Below are 19,108 nucleotides of genomic sequence, written 5' to 3'. Positions count from 1 at the left end.
CCGGCTTCCCCGCCGGGCCTTCTTTCCGCAGGGGCGCTGCGTGCGGCACCCGACCACTCTGGGCGGCATGCATGAAAATCACCCTCGAAGAGTTACTGGCCTTTACCACCGTCGTTGACAGCGGCTCCATCACTGCCGCAGCCGAACAGCTCGGTCAGACCACCTCCGGCATCAGCCGCGCACTCAGCCGGTTGGAAAAAAAACTCGATACGACCCTGATGCGCCGCACCACGCGTCGACTGGAGCTGACCGAAGAAGGCCAGAATTTTCTCAGCCACGCGCGTGAGATTATCCATTCGGTGGAAAATGCCGAAGAGCAAATGGCGTTGCGCAGGTTGATCCCTGCCGGGAAACTGCGGGTCAACGCTGCCGCTCCGTTTATGGAACACGTGATCGTGCCGCTGGTGGCCGGCTTCCGGCAAAGCTATCCGCAGATTGAACTGGAACTGAATACCGATAACCTGATCATCGATCTACTGGAAAAGCGCACCGACATTGCCATTCGCATTGGCGCGCTGCGGGACTCGACCATTCATGCACGTCTGTTGGGCTCCAGCCGCTTGCGTATTCTCGCCAGCCCGGAATACCTCGCGCGTTATGGTACGCCGGGCAGCGTGGAAGCACTGCGCGAGCACTGTCTGCTCGGGTTCACCCAGCCGGAGTCGCTCAACCTGTGGCCGTTGCGCTATCAGCAGGCGCAGCATTTTGCCATTACCCCGACAATCTCGGCTTCCAGCGGTGAAACCCTGCGTCAGTTGGCGTTACGGGGGGAAGGGATAGTGCAATTGGCGGATTTTATGACGCGAGACGATCAGCGTGCGGGGCGACTGATACCCTTGCTGGAACAGGAAACGCTGGATGTGCGCCAACCGATTAATGCGGTGTATTACCGCAATACCCAGTTGGCGGCGCGTATTACCTGTTTTCTGGACTACGTCAGTGCGCATATTGATGCGCAGACGCTGTAGAAAACGACTGGCTGTTCCCAACCGGTCTTACAGGGCGTTGCCCAGCACGTGGATGGTCACGCCCAGCACGCTGTCTTTGATGGTGTCACGATGACGGTGCATGTGAGCGATATCCAGATGCTTTTCCAGATGCGCCTGACTGGCCCATTTCTCCAGCATAAACACCGAGTCCGGCGACAGCTTCTGCCATGGCGCCTGGGTGTGGCTGTCGATCATCGGCGTGTATTCGCTACAGCCATCTTCTGCCAGTACCAGCGGGACCAGTTTCTCAATCGCCTTCAGAACCGTTTCACGGTGGCCCGGCTTGGTTTTGATTTCTGCAATTACGGTGATCATCATTACCTCATTGGTTGACGTGTATTCCCATCATACTTCAAGCAGCCTCTTTGTTGGCTGTCCGTATTTACCCCGGTCACGTACCACTTGTACGCTCCCGCGGATGCGTTTGGTTGCCGCCTTGATGCAACTTGAATTATCTCGGGAATAACCTATCAGTTAAGCAAAAATTTCGGTCAGATGCGCGCGATAACGTGCGATGTCGCTGTCGATATCCGGTTGTTTAATCACATCATTACAGATAAAGGTCGGCAGCGCTTCCATTCCCAGGAACTGATTGGCCTTATGGAAATGCAGATACACGCCGTCGACGCCGACGCCATGGAAGAACTGGTCCGGGTCGGTAAAGGCTTCCAGCGGGGCGTTCCAGGTCAGGCTCAGCATGTATTTCTTGCCCTGGATCAGGCCGCCGGAGCCGTACTTCTTGCCGGCGTCTGAGCGGGTACGACCGTCGCTGGCGTACAGGCTGCCGTGCCCGGCGGTGAACACTTCATCGATGTATTTTTTCAGGATCCACGGCTCGCCCATCCACCAGCCCGGCATTTGATAAATCACCACGTCGGCCCACAGGTATTTTTGCACCTCGGCTTCGATGTCGTAACCGTCGTCGACGACGGTGACCTGCACCTGGTGCGGTACATCGCGCAGGAAGCTTTCCGCCACGTCGCTCAGGGTTTGATTGAGTTCGCCGTTGGAATGGCCAAACTGCTTTTTAGCATTGATAATCAGGATATTGCTCATTATTCACGGCTCCTGTCAGAATTAGAATGTGTGATGTTCTCCGCGCCGGGGGCGGGAAACATTTCGCTGAGAAGCAGTGTAATCGTTAGCAATACAAGTAAAAATGCGATCCAGCGCACAACAGTGTTGACTGTGAGTCAATAAATGCACCACCGCATAGCGCTATTTTGCACAAAACTGCCTGATACACCGGCTTCGCCGGATGATTGCTGTGCCATCTGTGACAGCTACCCTGCTGATGGGTTACTATCGCAGGCAGAATCAACCCTTTGTCGTCCAGGGATTGCCAAGCCACGGTCTGAGGATAATTGAGTAATGAGTGATCTGACTCATGACGGTGTAGAGCGTTTACCGCTGCACACATTCACTGAAAACGCCTATCTGAACTATTCCATGTACGTCATCATGGATCGGGCGTTGCCGTACATCGGTGACGGTTTGAAGCCGGTACAACGCCGCATCATCTACGCCATGTCGGAACTGGGGCTGAGCAACAGCGCCAAATTCAAAAAATCCGCCCGTACCGTCGGTGATGTGCTGGGTAAATACCATCCGCACGGCGACAGCGCCTGTTATGAAGCTATGGTATTGATGGCGCAGCCATTCTCTTATCGCTATCCGCTGGTAGACGGCCAGGGGAACTGGGGTGCGCCGGACGATCCGAAATCCTTCGCCGCGATGCGTTATACCGAATCGCGCTTGTCCAAATATGCGGAAGTGTTGCTGGCCGAGCTGGGTCAGGGCACCGTTGACTGGGTGCCGAACTTTGACGGCACTATGCAAGAACCGAAGATGTTGCCGGCACGTCTGCCCAACATTCTGCTGAACGGCACCACCGGCATTGCCGTGGGCATGGCGACCGATATCCCTCCGCACAACGTGCGTGAAGTGGCCGCCGCTGCGGTGGAGCTGCTCGAGCGGCCGGGCGCTTCGCTTGAAGACCTGCTCGAGTTCGTGCAGGGGCCTGACTTCCCTACCGAAGCCGAGATCATCACGCCGCGCGACGAAATTCGCAAAATCTATCAAAATGGCCGCGGTTCAGTGCGTATGCGCGCCGTTTGGAAGAAAGAAGACGGCAGCGCGGTGATTACCGCCTTGCCGCACCAGGTTTCCGGCGCCAAGGTGCTGGAGCAGATTGCCAGCCAGATGCGCGCCAAAAAGCTGCCGATGGTTGAAGATCTGCGTGATGAATCCGATCACGAGAACCCAACGCGGCTGGTGATCGTGCCACGTTCCAACCGTATCGATTTGGAACAGGTGATGAACCACCTGTTTGCGACCACCGATCTGGAACGCAGCTACCGCATCAACATGAACATGATCGGTCTGGACAACCGCCCGCAGGTCAAGGGGCTGGTAGAAATCCTGACCGAGTGGCTGGCGTTCCGTCGCGATACGGTACGCCGTCGCCTGAATTACCGCCTGGAAAAAGTGCTGAAACGCCTGCACATCCTCGAAGGTTTGCTGGTGGCGTTCCTCAATATCGATGAAGTGATCAACATCATCCGTACTGAGGACGAACCCAAGCCGGTGCTGATGGCGCGTTTTGGTATTTCAGACACTCAGGCCGAAGCCATCCTCGAACTGAAACTTCGCCATTTGGCGAAGCTGGAAGAGTTCAAGATCCGCGGTGAGCAGGACGAACTGGCCAAAGAGCGCGATCAACTGCAGGCGCTGCTGGCCTCCGAGCGCAAGCTGAACACTCTGATCAAGAAAGAGATCCAGGCCGATGCATTGGCCTACGGCGACGATCGCCGCTCGCCGATTACCGAGCGTTCGGAAGCCAAGGCGATGAGTGAGCACGACTTCGTACCTTCAGAGCCAGTGACCATTGTGCTGTCTGAAATGGGCTGGGTGCGCAGCGCCAAGGGCCACGATATCGACCCAAGCGGCCTGAGCTACAAGGCGGGCGACAGCTTCCGCAGCGCGGCGCGCGGCAAAACCAACCAGCCGGTGGTGTTTATCGACTCCACCGGACGCAGCTACGCGCTTGATCCGCTGACGCTGCCTTCGGCACGCGGGCAGGGCGAGCCGCTGACCGGTAAGCTGACGCCACCGCCGGGCGCCACCATTGAGCAGGTGCTGATGGCGGCGGACGACCAAAAACTGCTGATGGCTTCCGACGCCGGCTACGGCTTCGTTTGTACCTTCAACGATTTGGTGGCACGCAACCGTGCCGGCAAGGCGATGATTACTCTGCCGGACAACGCCAAAGCGCTGGCGCCGATGGAGATCCACGGCGACGACGATATGCTGCTGTCGATCACCGCAGCCGGTCGCATGCTGCTGTTCCCGGTTGCCGATCTGCCTCAGCTGTCGAAGGGCAAGGGTAACAAGATCGTCTCTATCCCGTCGGCGCAGGCCGCCTCCGGTGAAGACAAGCTGACATGGCTGTTCGTGTTGCCGCCGCAGACCTCTGTGACGCTGCATGTGGGTAAACGCAAGCTGACGCTGCGTCCGGAAGATTTGCAGAAGTTCCGTGCGGAGCGGGGCCGTAAAGGCACCTCACTGCCACGTGGCCTGCAGCGTATCGATCGCGTAGAGATCGACGCGCCTGCACGAGCGCCGACGGGCGACAGCGAAGAGTAACCCTGAGGGAATAACAAGCGGGCGCAGCATATTGCGCCCGCTTTTTTTCACGCAACCGGCAATTATTTTCAAATAGTTAACATTTCTCTGCATAAAATTATTGTGCGTATCGCCGGCTGGCGGGAAAATAGCAAAAAAATGCAGGGCAGGTTTTCAGCCCCTGCAATCAAAGAATGAGTTTACCCAAAATAATTGGAGTTGCATCAAGGCGGCAAGGCCGTAAATCCCTGGGAGCTTAGTAAACTAAGTGACTGGGGTGCGCGGACGCAGCCAACACAGATGCAGCTTCAAGTATGAAGTGAAAAAGGGACCTGCGCAGCGTTTCAGGCTGTGTCGGCAGTGTGCTAATGAGGTTGTTATGTTATTAATTTTGCGTGCCATTCTTGCCACTCTGTATTGTATTTTGGTGTGCATCTTCGGTTCTATTTACTGTTTGTTCAGCCCGCGCGATCCTCGCCATGTGGCGACCTTCGGTCACCTGTTTGGCCGCCTTTCCGGGTTATTCGGTTTGAAGGTGGAAGTCCGCGTACCGGCCGATGCGGCCAAAAATGGCAACTGCATTTATATCGCCAACCACCAGAATAACTACGATATGGTGACCGCCGCCAAAGCGGTGCAGCCGCGTACCGTGACCGTGGGTAAAAAGAGCCTGCTGTGGGTGCCGTTCTTTGGTCCACTGTATTGGCTGACCGGTAACCTGCTGATTGACCGTGATAACCGCGCCAAAGCGCACGGCACCATTGCACAGGTCGCCGAACAGTTTAAAAAACGCGACATTTCGATCTGGATGTTTCCTGAAGGCACCCGCAGCCGCGGGCGCGGGCTGATGCCGTTTAAAACCGGCGCATTCCATGCGGCAATCGCCGCCGGGGTGCCGATTGTGCCCATCTGCGTTTCCACCACCAGCGGTAAAATTAATCTTAACCGTTGGAATAATGGTCATGCGATTGTCGAAATGTTGGAGCCGGTCGATATCAGCGGCTACGGTAGAGAAAATGTGCGTGAGCTGGCGGCCCATTGCCATGAGCTGATGCTGGCGAAAATCGCCGAGCTGGATGCGGAAGTCGCCCAGCGCAATGCCGCCGGAAAATAATATTCCTACCGGCTTCAAAGAATGAACTTTTAAACGGCGCCAAATGCCGTTAACGCCGGGGCTCCTGCTAATCTGATTAACAGGGGCCCGGTCTTTGCACACGGTTTAGTCATTGCTTTTCATGGAGAAAATATGTCACTCAGTCGACGTCAGTTTATTCAGGCATCGGGCTTGGCGCTGTGCGCGGGAGCCGTGCCGCTGAGGGCTGAGGCGAGCGGAACGCAGACCCCGTTACCTGTCCCCCCGTTGCTGGAATCCCGCCGTGGGCAACCGCTGTTTTTAACCTTACAGCGTGCCCACTGGGCATTTATGGATAACCGCAAGGCGTCGGTGTGGGGCATCAACGGCATGTACCTTGGGCCGACGGTGCGGGTTTACAACGGTGATGACGTAAAGCTGATTTACAGCAACCGCCTGCCGGAGCCGGTGGCGATGACCATCAGCGGCCTGCAAGTGCCGGGTACGTTGATGGGGGGCGCGCCGCGCATGATGTCTCCCAACGTTGACTGGTCGCCGGTGCTGCCGATCCGCCAGAATGCGGCCACCTGCTGGTATCACGCCAGCACCCCGAACCGCATGGCGCCGCATGTTTACAATGGCTTGACCGGGCTGTGGCTGGTCGAAGACGAGGTCAGCAAATCGCTGCCTTTGCCGAATCACTATGGCGTAGATGACTTCCCGCTAATCATTCAGGACAAGCGCCTCGATAACTTCGGCACGCCGGAATATGACCCGCCGTCGCAGGGGGGCTTTGTCGGCGATACGCTGTTGGTTAACGGCGTACAAAATCCTTATATCGAAGTCTCCCGCGGTTGGGTGCGCCTACGCCTGCTTAATGCTTCCAACTCGCGTCGCTACATGCTGCAACTGAGTGACGGCCGACCGCTCAACGTGATCGCCAGCGATCAGGGCTTCTTGCCTGCGCCGGTCGCGGTACAGCAGCTTTCGCTGGCACCGGGCGAACGTCGTGAAGTGTTGATCGACATGTCAAAAGGCGATGAGGTGACGATCACCGCCGGCGAAGCGGCAGGCATTATGGATCGCCTGCGCGGCTTGTTTGAACCTTCGAGCATTCTGGTCTCTACCCAGGTGCTGACGCTGAAACCGACCGGGCTGTTGCCGTTGGTGACCGATAACCTGCCGATGCGCTTGTTGGCCGATCAACTGTTGGACGGCAGCGTCAGCCGCACCCGCGAATTCCGTTTGGGCGACAGCCAGGCCGGGATCAACGGGGCGATCTGGGACATGAACCGCATCGATGTGCAAACTCAGCAGGGGAGCTGGGAGCGCTGGAATATCCATGCGGATACCCCGCAGGCGTTCCACATTCAGGGCGTACAGTTCCTGGTCAAGCGCGTTAACGGTGCGCAGCCAATGGCGGAAGATCGCGGTTGGAAAGACACGGTGTGGATCGACGGAGACGTTGAGCTGTTGGTTTACTTCAATCAGTCCACCTCAGAACATTTCCCGTTCCTCTACTACAGCCAGACGCTGGAAATGGCAGATCGCGGCAGCGCAGGCCAGTTTATGGTGCAGCCTGCACTCTAAACCCGCTGGGTACGGCGCTAAGCTGCCGTACCCAACATCGTCAGAAAGGCCTGCACCACCGGCGTCGCGCTGTCGGCATGGTAAATGGCGTACAAATCCGCTGACGGTGCCTGCTGCAGCGGGCAAAAACGCACGCCGGGCCACGGAATGCGGCCGTAGCTGTCCGGCAACAGCGTGATGCCATAGCCTTCGGCCACCAGCGCCATCAGGGTTTGCGGTTCGTTGACCTGATAGGCGATATCCGGTTTGAACCCCTGCTGCAAACACAGGTTGTGCAGATATAGCCCCAGACTGGCCTCATGAGGCGGCAGCACGATGAATTTTTCATGCCGCAGCGCCGCCAGCGGCAGGCTTTCCGCCTGTGCCAGCGGGTGATCGAGCGGTAGCACCAGCGCAATGTTCTCCCGTGCCAGCAGTTGGCATGCCAGCCCCGGTAATATCTGTTCCCTGGCTTCTCGCCACACGCCGATATCAATATGACGTTTTTGCAGCGCCGTTATTTGCTGGCCGGGTGTCAGTTCGTTCAACGCCCAGGTGACGTTGGCCGTTTGTTCGGTAAAGCGCTTCAGCGCCGGTATCAGCCCACCCCACACCGATGTGCCGACCATGCCGATCACCATATGGCCCGCTTCGCCACGCCCCAATTGCTGCACCTGATTGAGTGCATTACCCGCCTGATCCAATAGCATCTCGACGTTGTGAAACAAGGTTCGGCCCGCCAGCGTCAGCGCCATCGAGCGGGTGGTGCGTTTGAACAGCTCTACGCCCAGTTGGCTCTCCAGCTCTTTGATGTGTTTGCTGAGCGGGGGTTGGGAGATGTTCAGCCGCAGTGCGGCCTGGGTGAAGTTCATCTCTTCCGCCACCACGCGAAAATAGTGCAGCAGGCGGAAGTTAATCCGGCTGGGATCCGGCAGTTGCTGTGGCTGCTTTAGGTTGATGATGGCCTCCTGATGCGAGCAATTTATAGGTGAATGGAATAAATCAGCCGCCAATAATGTATTGGTCGCCGGTGCGCATCGCTCTCTACTATGGGGATTATTTCACCCTTCCACAGATGAGAATACTATGTTTAATCAAGAAGATGCTTTTTCCTGTGCTGAAACTATCCGCGCCCGCCTGCCGGGCTTCCAACCGCGAGCGGCTTTGATTCTGGGCTCCGGCTTGGGGGCGTTGGCGGAGGTGATGACCGACACCCTGACCATCGACTACGCCGAACTGCCGGGTTTCCCGGTCAGCAGCGTGGTGGGGCATGCCGGCCAGTTGGTTGCCGGCTGGCTGGAAGGTGTTCCTGTCGTGTGCATGAAAGGGCGCGGTCATTACTATGAAGGGCGCGGTATGCAGGTGATGACCACTGCCGTACGTACCTTCAAACTGTTGGGCTGCGAATTCCTGCTGGCGACCAACGCCGCCGGTTCGTTGCGCCAGTCGGTGCCGCCGGGCAGCCTGGTGGCCCTCACCGATCACATCAATTTTATGCCCGAATCGCCGTTGGTTGGCGATAACGATGAGCGTTTTGGTCCGCGCTTTTTCAGCCTGGCCAATGCCTACGATCGCGAATTGCGTGCTCAACTGACGCAGGTGGCCCAGCGCGTGGGTATTCCGCTGGCGGAAGGGGTGTTTGCCGCTTACACCGGGCCCAACTTCGAAACACCGGCTGAAATTCGCATGATGCAAACGCTGGGGTGCGACGTGGTCGGCATGTCCATCGTGCCGGAAGTGCTCTCGGCGCGCCATTGCGGGCTGAAAGTACTGGTGGTTTCGGCGATGACCAACTACGCCGAAGGGCTGTCCGATACGCCACTGTCCCACGAGCAAACGCTGAGCTGCGCGGCCCTGGCGGCAGAAGACTTTATGCGCCTGATCCGTGAGTTCTTCAAAACGCTGTAACGCTGCAAATTCCCCCGCGGCGAGGTGCAGGGGCCTGGCCGCGTGAATCATCGTTTTAATCAAAATAATAAGGTGATGGTGATGGCAATAAAAACGCGACTGAAGGTAATGGTTTTTCTGCAGTTTTTTATTTGGGGTGCCTGGCTGGTTACGCTGGGATCTTACATGATTAATACCCTGCATTTCAGCGGATTGCAGGTGGGCATGGTGTACAGCGCCAAAGGCGTCGCGGCGCTGATTATGCCGGGGCTGGCGGGCATTCTTGCCGACCGCTGGATCAGGGCCAATTACCTGTACGCGCTCTGTCATCTGTTCGGTGCGCTTGCGCTGTATTGCGCCGCCCAGGTTGAGCAGCCGATGGTGATGTTCTGGGTCATGTTGTTCAACGCCATGGTGTATATGCCGACCATTTCGCTTTCCAACGCCATTGCCTATTTCTGCCTGGAAAAGCACGGTTACGACACGGTGAAAGATTTCCCCCCGGTGCGGGTGTACGGCACCCTGGGCTTTATTGTGGCGATGTGGCTAATCGGCTTTAGCAGAATTGAGCTGAGCAATATGCAGCTGTATCTGGCTTCTGCCATGTCACTGTTGCTGGCCTGCTATTCTCTGACGCTGCCGAATTGCCCGACCAGCAAAGTCGAAAAATCGAAAAGCTGGTTCAGCGTGCTGGGGCTGGACGCGTTGGTGCTGTTTCGCCAGCGGCGTATGGCGCTGTTTTTCCTGTTTGCCATGCTGTTGGGCGCGGCACTGCAGATCACCAACACCTTCGGCAATCCCTTCCTGCATGATTTCGCGAGCAACCCGCTGTATCAGGACAGCATAAGCGTCAGATACCCGGCGGTGCTGTTGTCGTTGTCACAAATCTCCGAGGTGTTCTTTATCCTCACCATTCCGTTCTTCCTGCGTCGATACGGCATCAAACAGGTGATGCTGATCAGCATGGCGGCCTGGACGCTGCGCTTTCTGTTCCTGGCCTATGGGACCCCGGTTGGTTTCGGCTTTGTGCTGTTGCTGCTGTCGATGATCGTTTACGGCTGTGCCTTTGATTTCTTTAATATCTCCGGGGCCATCTTCGTTGAGAAAGAGGCCGATAGCCGCATCCGCGCCAGTGCGCAGGGGCTATTCATGACCATGGTCAACGGTATCGGCGCGTATCTGGGGGCGATAGCCAGCGGCGAAGTGGTAGATTTCTTCACCCACGACGGCGTCAAAGATTGGCAGAGCATCTGGTTGATCTTCGCGCTGTATACGTTAGTGCTGGGGATCATTTTTGCGCTGACCTTCAACTATCAGCACCGGCCGGAAGAATATGTCGGGCCGGTAGAGCGAGCGCATTAGAAAAAGAAGAGGGGCGCGCAAACCGCGCCCATTAGGCGTCAAACGTCGGGGAAACACTGTTGCAGCTGTTGCCAGTCTGGCCCGTCGCTTGCACCTTGGGTTGCTACCACGCAGGCGGCCACGCGGTTAGCCAGATCGACCGCTTGCGGCAATGGCCAACCGGCGGAGAGCCCGGCCAGCAGGCCGGCACAGTGGGCGTCGCCCGCACCCAGAGTATCGACGACGTTCACCGGATAGGCCGCTATCTGGAGCGGCGGGGTGTCGCCACGGCAAATCCAGACGCCATCGCAATCCAACCGACAGATCAGCGTGATATTGCGCGCGGTGGCAAACTGCTGGGCCAGAGTGAGCGCATCGCCTGCGCCGCAGAGCGTGACCACTTCATTTCGGTTCAGCGTCAGCAGGGTGTGGCTGTCGCTGAGCATGGCAAAGAAATCTTCATCCAATTGAGCGATGCCCGGGCCGGGATCAATCAGCCGCCACTGGTCAAACGGCAAGCGTGTTAACCATTCACGTACCGCCTCGCCGCTTTCTCCGGCCAACTGCTCGCCGCTGATGTAAATCAGCGTGTCTTCGCTCAGGGGCAGCGTGCCCAACTGGGCTTTATTCCACTGGGTTTCGCAGCCGGGCTCGATCACCGACAGCGACTCGCCGTTGGGTTGCATCTGTGACAGACGGCGGCCGTTGTCCATCTGGCCATGGCGCAGCAGTACCTGCAGGCCTAAACTTTCCATCTCGGCTTCAATCGCCGCGCCCCATACTCCATTGCCGACCGGCATACCGTTGAGCACCGGGACCTGCAGGCGCTTCAGCGCCCGCGCAACATTAAACGCGCAGCCACCTATTTTTTGCTCCTGCGTCAGCGTCACCTCAACGATCGCGCTGCCCAGGGCCAGAATCGGTTTTACTGCTAAAAACTCACTCATTGATCTCCTCCGCTGTCGGCCGGTGGGCCGAACAGAATGCGCTATGATGACCGCGCAGGCGCGTGGAGTCGAGAGGGAAGCCCGAGATGCTGTGGCGAAGGCGTGAAATAACCATGCTCTTTTTGTCACTAGTGCGTATAATCGCCGCCCGGCGATTAATTAACCTGTGAAAGAGCACCAGAATGAGCACTACCAGCCTGATCCAACCCGATCGTGAATTGTTTTCCTATAAGCCTTATTGGGCCGAATGTTATGGCACCGCGCCATTTTTACCGATGTCGCGCGAAGAGATGGATCAACTGGGCTGGGATAGCTGCGATGTGATCATTATCAGTGGTGACGCCTATGTCGACCACCCGAGTTTTGGTATGGCGATCATCGGCCGCATGTTGGAAGCGCAGGGCTTCCGCGTCGGCATCATTGCGCAGCCGGACTGGAGCAATAAAGAAGATTTCATGCGGTTGGGCAAACCGAACCTGTTCTTCGGCATCACCGCCGGCAACATGGACTCGATGATCAACCGTTATACCGCCGATCGCAAACTGCGTCACGATGATGCCTACACCGCCGGCAACGTGGGCGGCAAACGTCCGGATCGCGCGACGCTGGTTTACAGTCAACGCTGTAAAGAAGCCTATAAAGACGTACCGATCGTGCTGGGCGGCATCGAAGCCAGCCTGCGTCGTATCGCTCACTACGATTACTGGTCTGATACCGTACGCCGTTCGGTGTTGGTGGACTCCAAAGCTGACATGCTGATTTACGGCAACGGCGAGCGTCCGCTGGTGGAAGTGGCGCACCGCCTGGCTGCGGGCGAGAAAATCAGCGAGATCCACGACATCCGCAACACCGCGGTGATGCGCAAGGGTGCGTTGCCGGGCTGGACCGGGGTGGATTCTACCCGTTTGGACAAGCCGGGCCGCATTGAGCCTATCCCGAACCCTTACGGCGACGATCTGCCGTGTGCTGACGGCGGTAAACCGGAGCCGGAGGCCAAACCGGTCACCGTGCGCGCCGCCAAGCCCAAGCCGTGGGAAAAAACCTACGTGTTGCTGCCGTCATTTGAAAAGGTGAAGGCCGACAAGGTCCTGTATGCGCACACTTCGCGCATTCTGCACCATGAAACCAACCCTGGCTGTGCCCGTGCGCTGATGCAGTCGCACGGCGACCGTTACGTGTGGATCAACCCACCGGCGATCCCGCTGACCACGCCGGAAATGGACAGCGTGTTTGCCCTGCCGTACCAGCGTATTCCGCACCCTTCCTACGGCAAGGAAACCATTCCTGCCTATGACATGATCCGCTTCTCGGTCAACATCATGCGCGGTTGCTATGGCGGCTGTTCATTCTGTTCGATCACCGAGCACGAAGGGCGCATCATCCAGAGCCGTTCGGAAGACTCCATTATTCGCGAGATCGAAGAAATTCGTGACAAAGTACCGGGCTTTACCGGTGTGATCTCCGATTTGGGCGGCCCGACCGCCAACATGTACATGCTGCGCTGTACCAACCCGCGCGCTGAGCAGACCTGCCGCCGCGCCTCGTGCGTGTACCCGGAAATCTGCACCTACATGGACACCAACCACGAACCGACCATCAAGCTGTATCGCCGTGCGCGCTCGCTGGAGGGCATCAAGAAGATCCTGATCGCCTCTGGTGTGCGTTACGATCTGGCGGTGGAAGATCCGCGCTATATCAAAGAGCTGGCTACCCACCACGTTGGCGGCTACCTGAAGATTGCGCCGGAACACACCGAAGAAGGCCCGCTGTCGAAAATGATGAAGCCGGGCATGGGCAGCTACGACCGGTTTAAACAGCTGTTTGACCATTACTCCAAGCTGGCGGGCAAAGAGCAGTATCTGATCCCGTATTTCATCTCCTCGCATCCGGGCACCCGCGATGAGGATATGGTGAATCTGGCGCTGTGGTTGAAGAAAAACCGTTTCCGTCTCGATCAGGTGCAGAACTTCTATCCGTCACCGATGGCGAACTCCACCACCATGTATTACAGCGGCAAAAACCCGTTGAGCAGAGTGGGTTATAAGAGTGAGGATGTGGTGATACCGAAAGGCGATCGTCAGCGTCGCCTGCACAAGGCGCTGTTGCGTTACCACGACCCGGCCAACTGGGCGATGATCCGCACCGCCCTGGAAGAAATGGGCATGAAGCACCTGATCGGCAGCCGTCGCGAGTGTCTGGTGCCGGCACCGAGCATTGACGAACAGCGCGAAGCCAAGCGCTTGCAGCGTCATACCCGCCCGGCGCTGACCAAGCACACCGACATCACCCGTCAGCGTACGCCGTCCAACAAGCCGCCGCGCAAGCCGATTCGTAACGGCAAGCCATAACGGCTCGGCACTGACTTAAATGAAAAGGAGAACCCTCGGGTTCTCCTTTTTTGCTTTTGAAAATCAGAGCTGCTCGTAGGCCGCTTCTACCTTCATCAAGTGGCGCGGCGCCTGCGGGGCGGGATGATACTTGCGCACGTGCCAGTTAAAGGCTTCCGGTGACAGATTGTTAATCATCGAAATGGCTTGCTGGCGGTTGCTGGAGAAGGTCCGCAGCAGCGCACCGGTGCCGTTGACGTAGGCGATGATGGTGGCATAACGCAGCGTGACAGGATCGTCGATGCCTTTAAGCTGCTGTTTTTGCAACACGGCCAGATAGGCTGCGCCGAGGTCGATATTGGTATCCGGATCCAGCAGATCGTCGTCGTCCGGACAGCCACGTTTCCCTTTGTAGCGATAGGCGTCACAGCCGGCGGTGTCGGCTTTCAACTGCATCAACCCGATAGCATTGGAGCGGCTGATTGCCGCCGGGTTAAAACCGGACTCGACCTTGATCATCGCAGCGATCAGTTTTTGATCGACATCGTATTTATCCGCAGCATCCTCAATCGCGTCGTCAAAGGCATGAGCATCATAACTGGTACGCGGTTTTTTGCTGGAACAACCGGCCAGGATCAGCATCAGGCATATCACGCCTGCGCGCGACCAGTGTCGTAGGGTGGGTTTCATGGTGCTCCGTATTGTTTTTGCTGGGATAAAAGTCGGCATCATAGCATCTCCGTCAGTGCCTGTTCGACATACAGATAGCCAATTCCCATCACCTGCTGCGCGCGCGTGAGTTGGCCAAAGCCGATATGCGTTGCCTGAGTCTGGATCTGATCGTGACGATCGAAGGGGTTGAACCCGGTCTGGCTGATGATGGTCTCCAGCCAGGCCTGACCGAAGCCACAGCTACGGCCATAAAGATAAATACGGTTAATATTTAAGATGTTAAGGAAGTTATACAGGCTCAGGCCAATCGCTTGGGCGGCGCGTTGCACCAACACCTGCAACGCGGGGTCCCCTTGATGATAACGGGCGATCAGCTCGGCGGTGGTGGGGGTTTTAAGCCTTTCGCCTTCGTGTTGCGCTCTGGGGGTGACTTTTAGCTGAATGCGCGCTTTTTTCTTCAGTGCCGACAGTGATGCGATGGTTTCCAGACAGCCGTAACGGCCGCAGGAGCACAGGCCACCATCGGGATCGACGATGGTGTGGCCAATCTGGCCGCTGCCGAACAGGCTGCCCCGGTAAATCTGCTGGTTGATCACGAACGACGAGCCGATGCCGTAATCGACGTTAATCACGCAGAAGTCCTGCGCGTTAGCGTTATTTTGCCACTTTTCTGCCAGCCCCAGCATCACGCAGTCGTTATCTAGCAGGACCTCGGTCTTCAGGCGCTCTTCCAGCAGGTATTTTATCTCCACCGGGCCTTCCCAGGGGGCCTGTGGCATGCGCTGCGACACCCCGGTGAGCGGGTTTACCTGGCCGTGGATCGACAGCGCTATTTTCAGCGGCATCCCCTGTTGTCGGCTGTGCAGGTGATAGATCTGCACCATTTCCTGCAGCATCGCCTGTGGCGTGGTGGCAACGATCGGTTGCGGTGTGAAGGCGCTGCACGGCGTGATCAGGCCATCCACCACGATGCTTTCAATCAGATAGGGCGACACGTTCAGGCACAGGATCCGTTGCTCAGAGGCAGCGATGCGGTAACTGCCGCCGCCCAGACCGCGGCGGTGCAAATTCTGCTGGTCGTGCTCAACCCGGCGTTCTTCCTGCAGCTCATCGAGAATTTTGCCGACGGCAGGAATAGACAGCTGTGAAAGCCGCGCCAGCGTTGATTTACTGGCCACCTTTTCCCGATACAGCAGCGCGCACAGCACCCGTTTATTAAAATTGCGCACCCGTTGGTTATTCAACCCTTGCAATGCCATTCATTAAACCCTGTTTACTGTATTGCGTGATGGTAGCGCGTAAAGTAGCCGATTCTGTCATTTAGACTGCCTGAAAAGCAACCTTCAGTATTTTTAGTGAGGAAAACATGCACGGGACAGTCAAGGTTTGGCAAGAGCAGGTTGAATTACCCACTTACGGCACGGGCGAACAGGACTCGCACCCGATGTTCCTGGAAAACCGCGTCTATCAGGGATCGTCCGGTGCGGTTTATCCCTATGGCGTTATTGACACCCTGAGCGGTGAAAAATCTCTGCGTCGCTATCAGGCGGTATATCTGGAAAACGACTACCTGCGCGTGATGCTGTTGCCGGAACTGGGCGGGCGTATTCATCGGGCTTACGACAAAGTGCAGCAGCGCGATTTTGTCTATCACAACGAGGTAGTGAAACCGGCGCTGGTGGGGTTATTGGGGCCGTGGATCTCAGGGGGGATCGAGTTCAACTGGCCGCAACACCACCGTCCGACCACCTATATGCCGGTGGACTGCCAGATCCAGCAGCACGATAACGGGGCGCAGACCGTCTGGCTGGGGGAGGTGGAGCCGATGCGCGGGCTGCAGGTGATGGCCGGTTTCACGCTGTATCCTGACCGCGCGCTGATTGAAATCAGCGCCAAGATTTTTAACCCTAACCCGACGCCGCGCCATTTCCTGTGGTGGGCCAACCCGGCGGTGAAAGGTGGAGACGATCACCAGAGCGTATTCCCGCCGGATGTGACCGCCGTTTTTGACCATGGCAAGCGCGATGTCTCTTCGTTCCCTATTGCCACCGGCACCTACTACAAGGTGGATTATTCGGCCGGTGTGGATATTTCGCGCTACAAGAATATCCCGGTACCGACGTCTTACATGGCGCATAAGTCGGACTATGACTTTGTAGGCGCTTACAGCCACGATGAGCAGGGCGGATTGTTGCACATCGCCGATCGCCATGTGTCGCCCGGCAAGAAACAGTGGAGCTGGGGCCACGGCGAATTTGGCCAGGCCTGGGATCGCAATCTGACCGACAATAACGGCCCTTACATTGAGCTGATGACCGGGGTTTACACCGATAACCAACCGGATTTCACCTGGCTCGACGCCTACGAAGAAAAATGCTTTGTGCAGAATTTCCTGCCCTACAACACCCTGGGCATGGTGCAGAACGCCAACACCCGTGCCGCACTAAAACTGGAAAGCGACGGGCGACAACTGGTGTGGGGATTGTATGCGGTCGCGCCGCTGGCGCAGCACCGGTTGGTGATCCGCAGCGATAGCGATCAGCAGCTGCTGCTCGACCGCCGCGTTGATCTCACCCCCGGTGCGGCGCTGCTGGAGACCATGACCGGCGATTTCTCCGGTCGCCTGACGATTGAATTGCAGGACGCCCAGGGCCGCAGCGTACTCAGCTATCGCCAGCATCAGGCGAGCGAAAGCACCGAGTTGCCGCAGCCCGCCAAAGCGCCACTGGCGGCAGAACAGATCGTCAGCGCCGATGAAGCCTGGTTTATCGGCCAGCATCTGGAGCAGTACCACCATGCCAGCCGTTCGGCGTTCGATTACTACCAGCGGGGCCTGACGCTGGATCCTCTTGATTACCGCTGCAATTTGGCTCTGGCCACGCTGGAATATAACCGCGCCAATTTCCAACGCGCGATTGCCTACGCGGATGACGCGCTGACACGAGCCCATAACCTTAACCGCAACCCACAGTGCGGGTTAGCCAGCCTGATTCGTGCCTGCGCTCAGGAACAATTGGGTAACGACGACGCGGCCTACGAGGATTTCTACCGCGCCATCTGGAGTGGTAACGGTAAACCGGGCGGTTTCTATGGTCTGGCGCGGGTCGCGGCGCGGCGCGGGGAGTATCAGCAGGCGCTGGCGTTTTGTGAAAGCAGCCTGAGTGTTAACGCCAGCCATTATCCGCTGATCGCCCTGAAAGCGCTGCTGTTGCAACGCCTGGGGAAAGGGGCACAGAGCCTGGACTATATCGATGACCAGCTTGTCGCCCGTCCGCTGCATTACAGCCTGTATTACCTGCGCTATGCGCAAACTCACGCCGAGGCCGATTTACAACGGCTGCGGTCGGTGACCGGTTGCCGTGGGATCAATGCGCTAAACATTGCCGGTCAACTCTGTGAATGGGGAGCCAAAGAGCAGGCGATTGAGTTACTGACGCTGTTGGACAGCCAGGAAACCTTGCCGCGCTATATGTTGGCCAGCCTGCGCAAAGGCGCGGTAAGTGACCGGGAATATCGGCAGTTGTTGGCGCAGGCGCGCGACGGCTTCGGCCACCAGGTGCGCTTCCCCAATACCCTGAATGAAGTGCAGATGCTAAGCCAACTGCAGGAGTGCGTTTTTGCACAGTATCTGTTGGCTTGTTTCCATTACAGCAAGCGCAACTACTCGCAGGCGGTAGCGCTGTGGCAGCAATGCGTGGAGCGGGAGCCGACGTTTGCCGACGCCTGGCGCAATCTGGGGATCTACGCCTTCAATAAACTCCAGCAGCATGACGTGGCGCTGGCGCATCTGCAGCAGGCCTTTGCTCTGCAACCTGATGACGCTCGGCTGCTGTTTGAACTGGATCAACTGAACAAACGCCTCGGTACTGCACCTGCTCAGCGGCTGGCGATGTTGGAGCAACATTTACCGGTAGTGGCCCGGCGTGACGACCTTACCGCCGAATTGCTGAGCCTTTACAACCAGTGCGATCGGTTGAGTGACGCGCAACGGATCCTGCAGCAGCGTGAGTTTCACCCGTGGGAAGGTGGTGAAGGCAAAGTCACCGGCCAGTATCTGATCAATCTGCAACGGTTGGCATTCCAGGCACTGCAACAGGGAGCGCCGCAGCAGGCGCAGCATTTGCTGCAGTCGGCGTTGCACTATCCGCAAAATCTGGGGGAAGGGCGTCTGGCTGGGCAAAGCGACAACGATATCTACTATTGGCTGGGTATCTGTGCTGCCCGGCAAGGCCAGCTCGAGGCAGCGGCCACCTGCTGGCAACAGGCCTGCGCGGGACACGGCGAACTGGCTGAAAGCCGCTACTACAACGACCAACCGGTGGATTATTTGTTCTATCGCGGCATGGCGCTCAAGCAACTGGGGCAGTCGGCACAGGCCGAACAGCAGTTCACCCAAATGCAGCAGTGGGCAAGCCAGCAGTCTGAGATGTTGCCTGGCGCCGATTTCTTTGCCGTTTCGCTGCCGGATTTGATGGCGTTGGACAATGACCTGCAACAGGCGCATCAACAGCACTGCCTGCTGGTGACGGCTTTGGCGCAGCTGGGGTTAGGGCAGTTAGCCGCAGCGCAGCAAACGTTAAGCGAGCTGCTGGCGATAAATCCTGCGCATGACAAAGCGCGTTTATTCACCGTGCTGGCCGAGACTTTAGCCAACTGATGCCCAAAAGGGGACCAATGTGA

General features: G+C 57.5%; 14 protein-coding genes. 8 read left to right on the top strand and 6 right to left on the bottom strand.

The window, feature by feature from the left end; all coding sequences use genetic code 11:
- The first annotated feature begins 71 nt into the window (after positions 1 to 71).
- Complete coding sequence (locus H0S68_RS21290) at positions 72 to 968, top strand: LysR substrate-binding domain-containing protein (protein WP_046372605.1); 897 nt, start codon at positions 72 to 74, stop codon at positions 966 to 968.
- A 27-nt stretch (positions 969 to 995) separates the two neighbouring features.
- Here H0S68_RS21290 and H0S68_RS21285 read toward each other — a convergent pair whose 3' ends face one another.
- Positions 996 to 1,304: a putative quinol monooxygenase gene (locus H0S68_RS21285; RefSeq protein WP_020828683.1), complete on the bottom strand. Its 309-nt coding sequence runs from the start codon at positions 1,302 to 1,304 to the stop codon at positions 996 to 998.
- 159 nt (positions 1,305 to 1,463) lie between these two features.
- Positions 1,464 to 2,045 carry an NAD(P)H-dependent oxidoreductase gene (locus H0S68_RS21280; protein WP_020828682.1) on the bottom strand — a complete coding sequence of 194 codons (582 nt, stop codon included), beginning with the start codon at positions 2,043 to 2,045 and terminating at the stop codon, positions 1,464 to 1,466.
- Between the two features lie 315 nt (positions 2,046 to 2,360).
- Here H0S68_RS21280 and parC point away from each other — a divergent pair, with 315 nt between their 5' ends.
- From parC to ftsP, 3 genes are all read left to right on the top strand, one after another.
- Positions 2,361 to 4,634, top strand: a complete 2,274-nt coding sequence (gene parC / locus H0S68_RS21275) for a DNA topoisomerase IV subunit A (protein WP_020828681.1) — start codon at positions 2,361 to 2,363, stop codon at positions 4,632 to 4,634.
- Positions 4,635 to 4,992: 358 nt separating this feature from the next.
- The gene (locus tag H0S68_RS21270) at positions 4,993 to 5,727 is read left to right on the top strand and encodes a 1-acylglycerol-3-phosphate O-acyltransferase (RefSeq protein ID WP_020828680.1); all 735 of its coding nucleotides are present in this window, start codon (positions 4,993 to 4,995) and stop codon (positions 5,725 to 5,727) included.
- A 132-nt stretch (positions 5,728 to 5,859) separates the two neighbouring features.
- A complete protein-coding gene (gene ftsP / locus H0S68_RS21265; protein ID WP_020828679.1) occupies positions 5,860 to 7,275 on the top strand; it encodes a cell division protein FtsP in 1,416 nt (471 codons plus the stop codon).
- Positions 7,276 to 7,292: 17 nt separating this feature from the next.
- On the opposite strand, the gene H0S68_RS21260 is transcribed toward ftsP, so the two are convergent.
- The gene (locus tag H0S68_RS21260) at positions 7,293 to 8,189 is read right to left on the bottom strand and encodes a LysR family transcriptional regulator (RefSeq protein WP_130016553.1); all 897 of its coding nucleotides are present in this window, start codon (positions 8,187 to 8,189) and stop codon (positions 7,293 to 7,295) included.
- A gap of 151 nt (positions 8,190 to 8,340) precedes the next feature.
- Here H0S68_RS21260 and xapA point away from each other — a divergent pair, with 151 nt between their 5' ends.
- Both xapA and H0S68_RS21250 read left to right on the top strand, forming a co-directional pair.
- Entirely contained in the window at positions 8,341 to 9,162 is an 822-nt protein-coding gene (gene xapA, locus H0S68_RS21255) for a xanthosine phosphorylase (RefSeq protein WP_130016539.1), read from the top strand.
- 81 nt (positions 9,163 to 9,243) lie between these two features.
- A complete protein-coding gene (locus tag H0S68_RS21250; RefSeq protein ID WP_262244685.1) occupies positions 9,244 to 10,503 on the top strand; it encodes a nucleoside permease in 1,260 nt (419 codons plus the stop codon).
- A 38-nt stretch (positions 10,504 to 10,541) separates the two neighbouring features.
- On the opposite strand, the gene H0S68_RS21245 is transcribed toward H0S68_RS21250, so the two are convergent.
- On the bottom strand, positions 10,542 to 11,429 hold the full coding sequence (locus tag H0S68_RS21245) for a PfkB family carbohydrate kinase (RefSeq protein ID WP_410529006.1): 888 nt from the start codon (positions 11,427 to 11,429) through the stop codon (positions 10,542 to 10,544).
- A 182-nt stretch (positions 11,430 to 11,611) separates the two neighbouring features.
- On the opposite strand from H0S68_RS21245, the gene H0S68_RS21240 reads away from it, so the two are divergent.
- A complete protein-coding gene (locus H0S68_RS21240; protein ID WP_020828674.1) occupies positions 11,612 to 13,777 on the top strand; it encodes a YgiQ family radical SAM protein in 2,166 nt (721 codons plus the stop codon).
- Positions 13,778 to 13,840: 63 nt separating this feature from the next.
- Here the strand turns inward: H0S68_RS21240 and H0S68_RS21235 are convergent, their stop codons facing one another.
- A complete protein-coding gene (locus H0S68_RS21235; protein WP_041414972.1) occupies positions 13,841 to 14,446 on the bottom strand; it encodes a transglycosylase SLT domain-containing protein in 606 nt (201 codons plus the stop codon).
- 38 nt (positions 14,447 to 14,484) lie between these two features.
- Positions 14,485 to 15,687, bottom strand: a complete 1,203-nt coding sequence (locus tag H0S68_RS21230; RefSeq protein ID WP_020828672.1) for an ROK family protein — start codon at positions 15,685 to 15,687, stop codon at positions 14,485 to 14,487.
- 107 nt (positions 15,688 to 15,794) lie between these two features.
- On the opposite strand from H0S68_RS21230, the gene H0S68_RS21225 reads away from it, so the two are divergent.
- Positions 15,795 to 19,085: a DUF5107 domain-containing protein gene (locus H0S68_RS21225; RefSeq protein WP_259218483.1), complete on the top strand. Its 3,291-nt coding sequence runs from the start codon at positions 15,795 to 15,797 to the stop codon at positions 19,083 to 19,085.
- The last annotated feature ends 23 nt before the right edge of the window (positions 19,086 to 19,108 follow it).

The sequence above is a fragment of the Serratia sp. AXJ-M genome, from assembly GCF_046531865.1.
Lineage (GTDB): Bacteria > Pseudomonadota > Gammaproteobacteria > Enterobacterales > Enterobacteriaceae > Serratia > Serratia liquefaciens.
The sequence above is the reverse complement of the archived record's forward strand: the minus strand, read 5'-3'. Positions and strand labels throughout refer to the sequence as shown.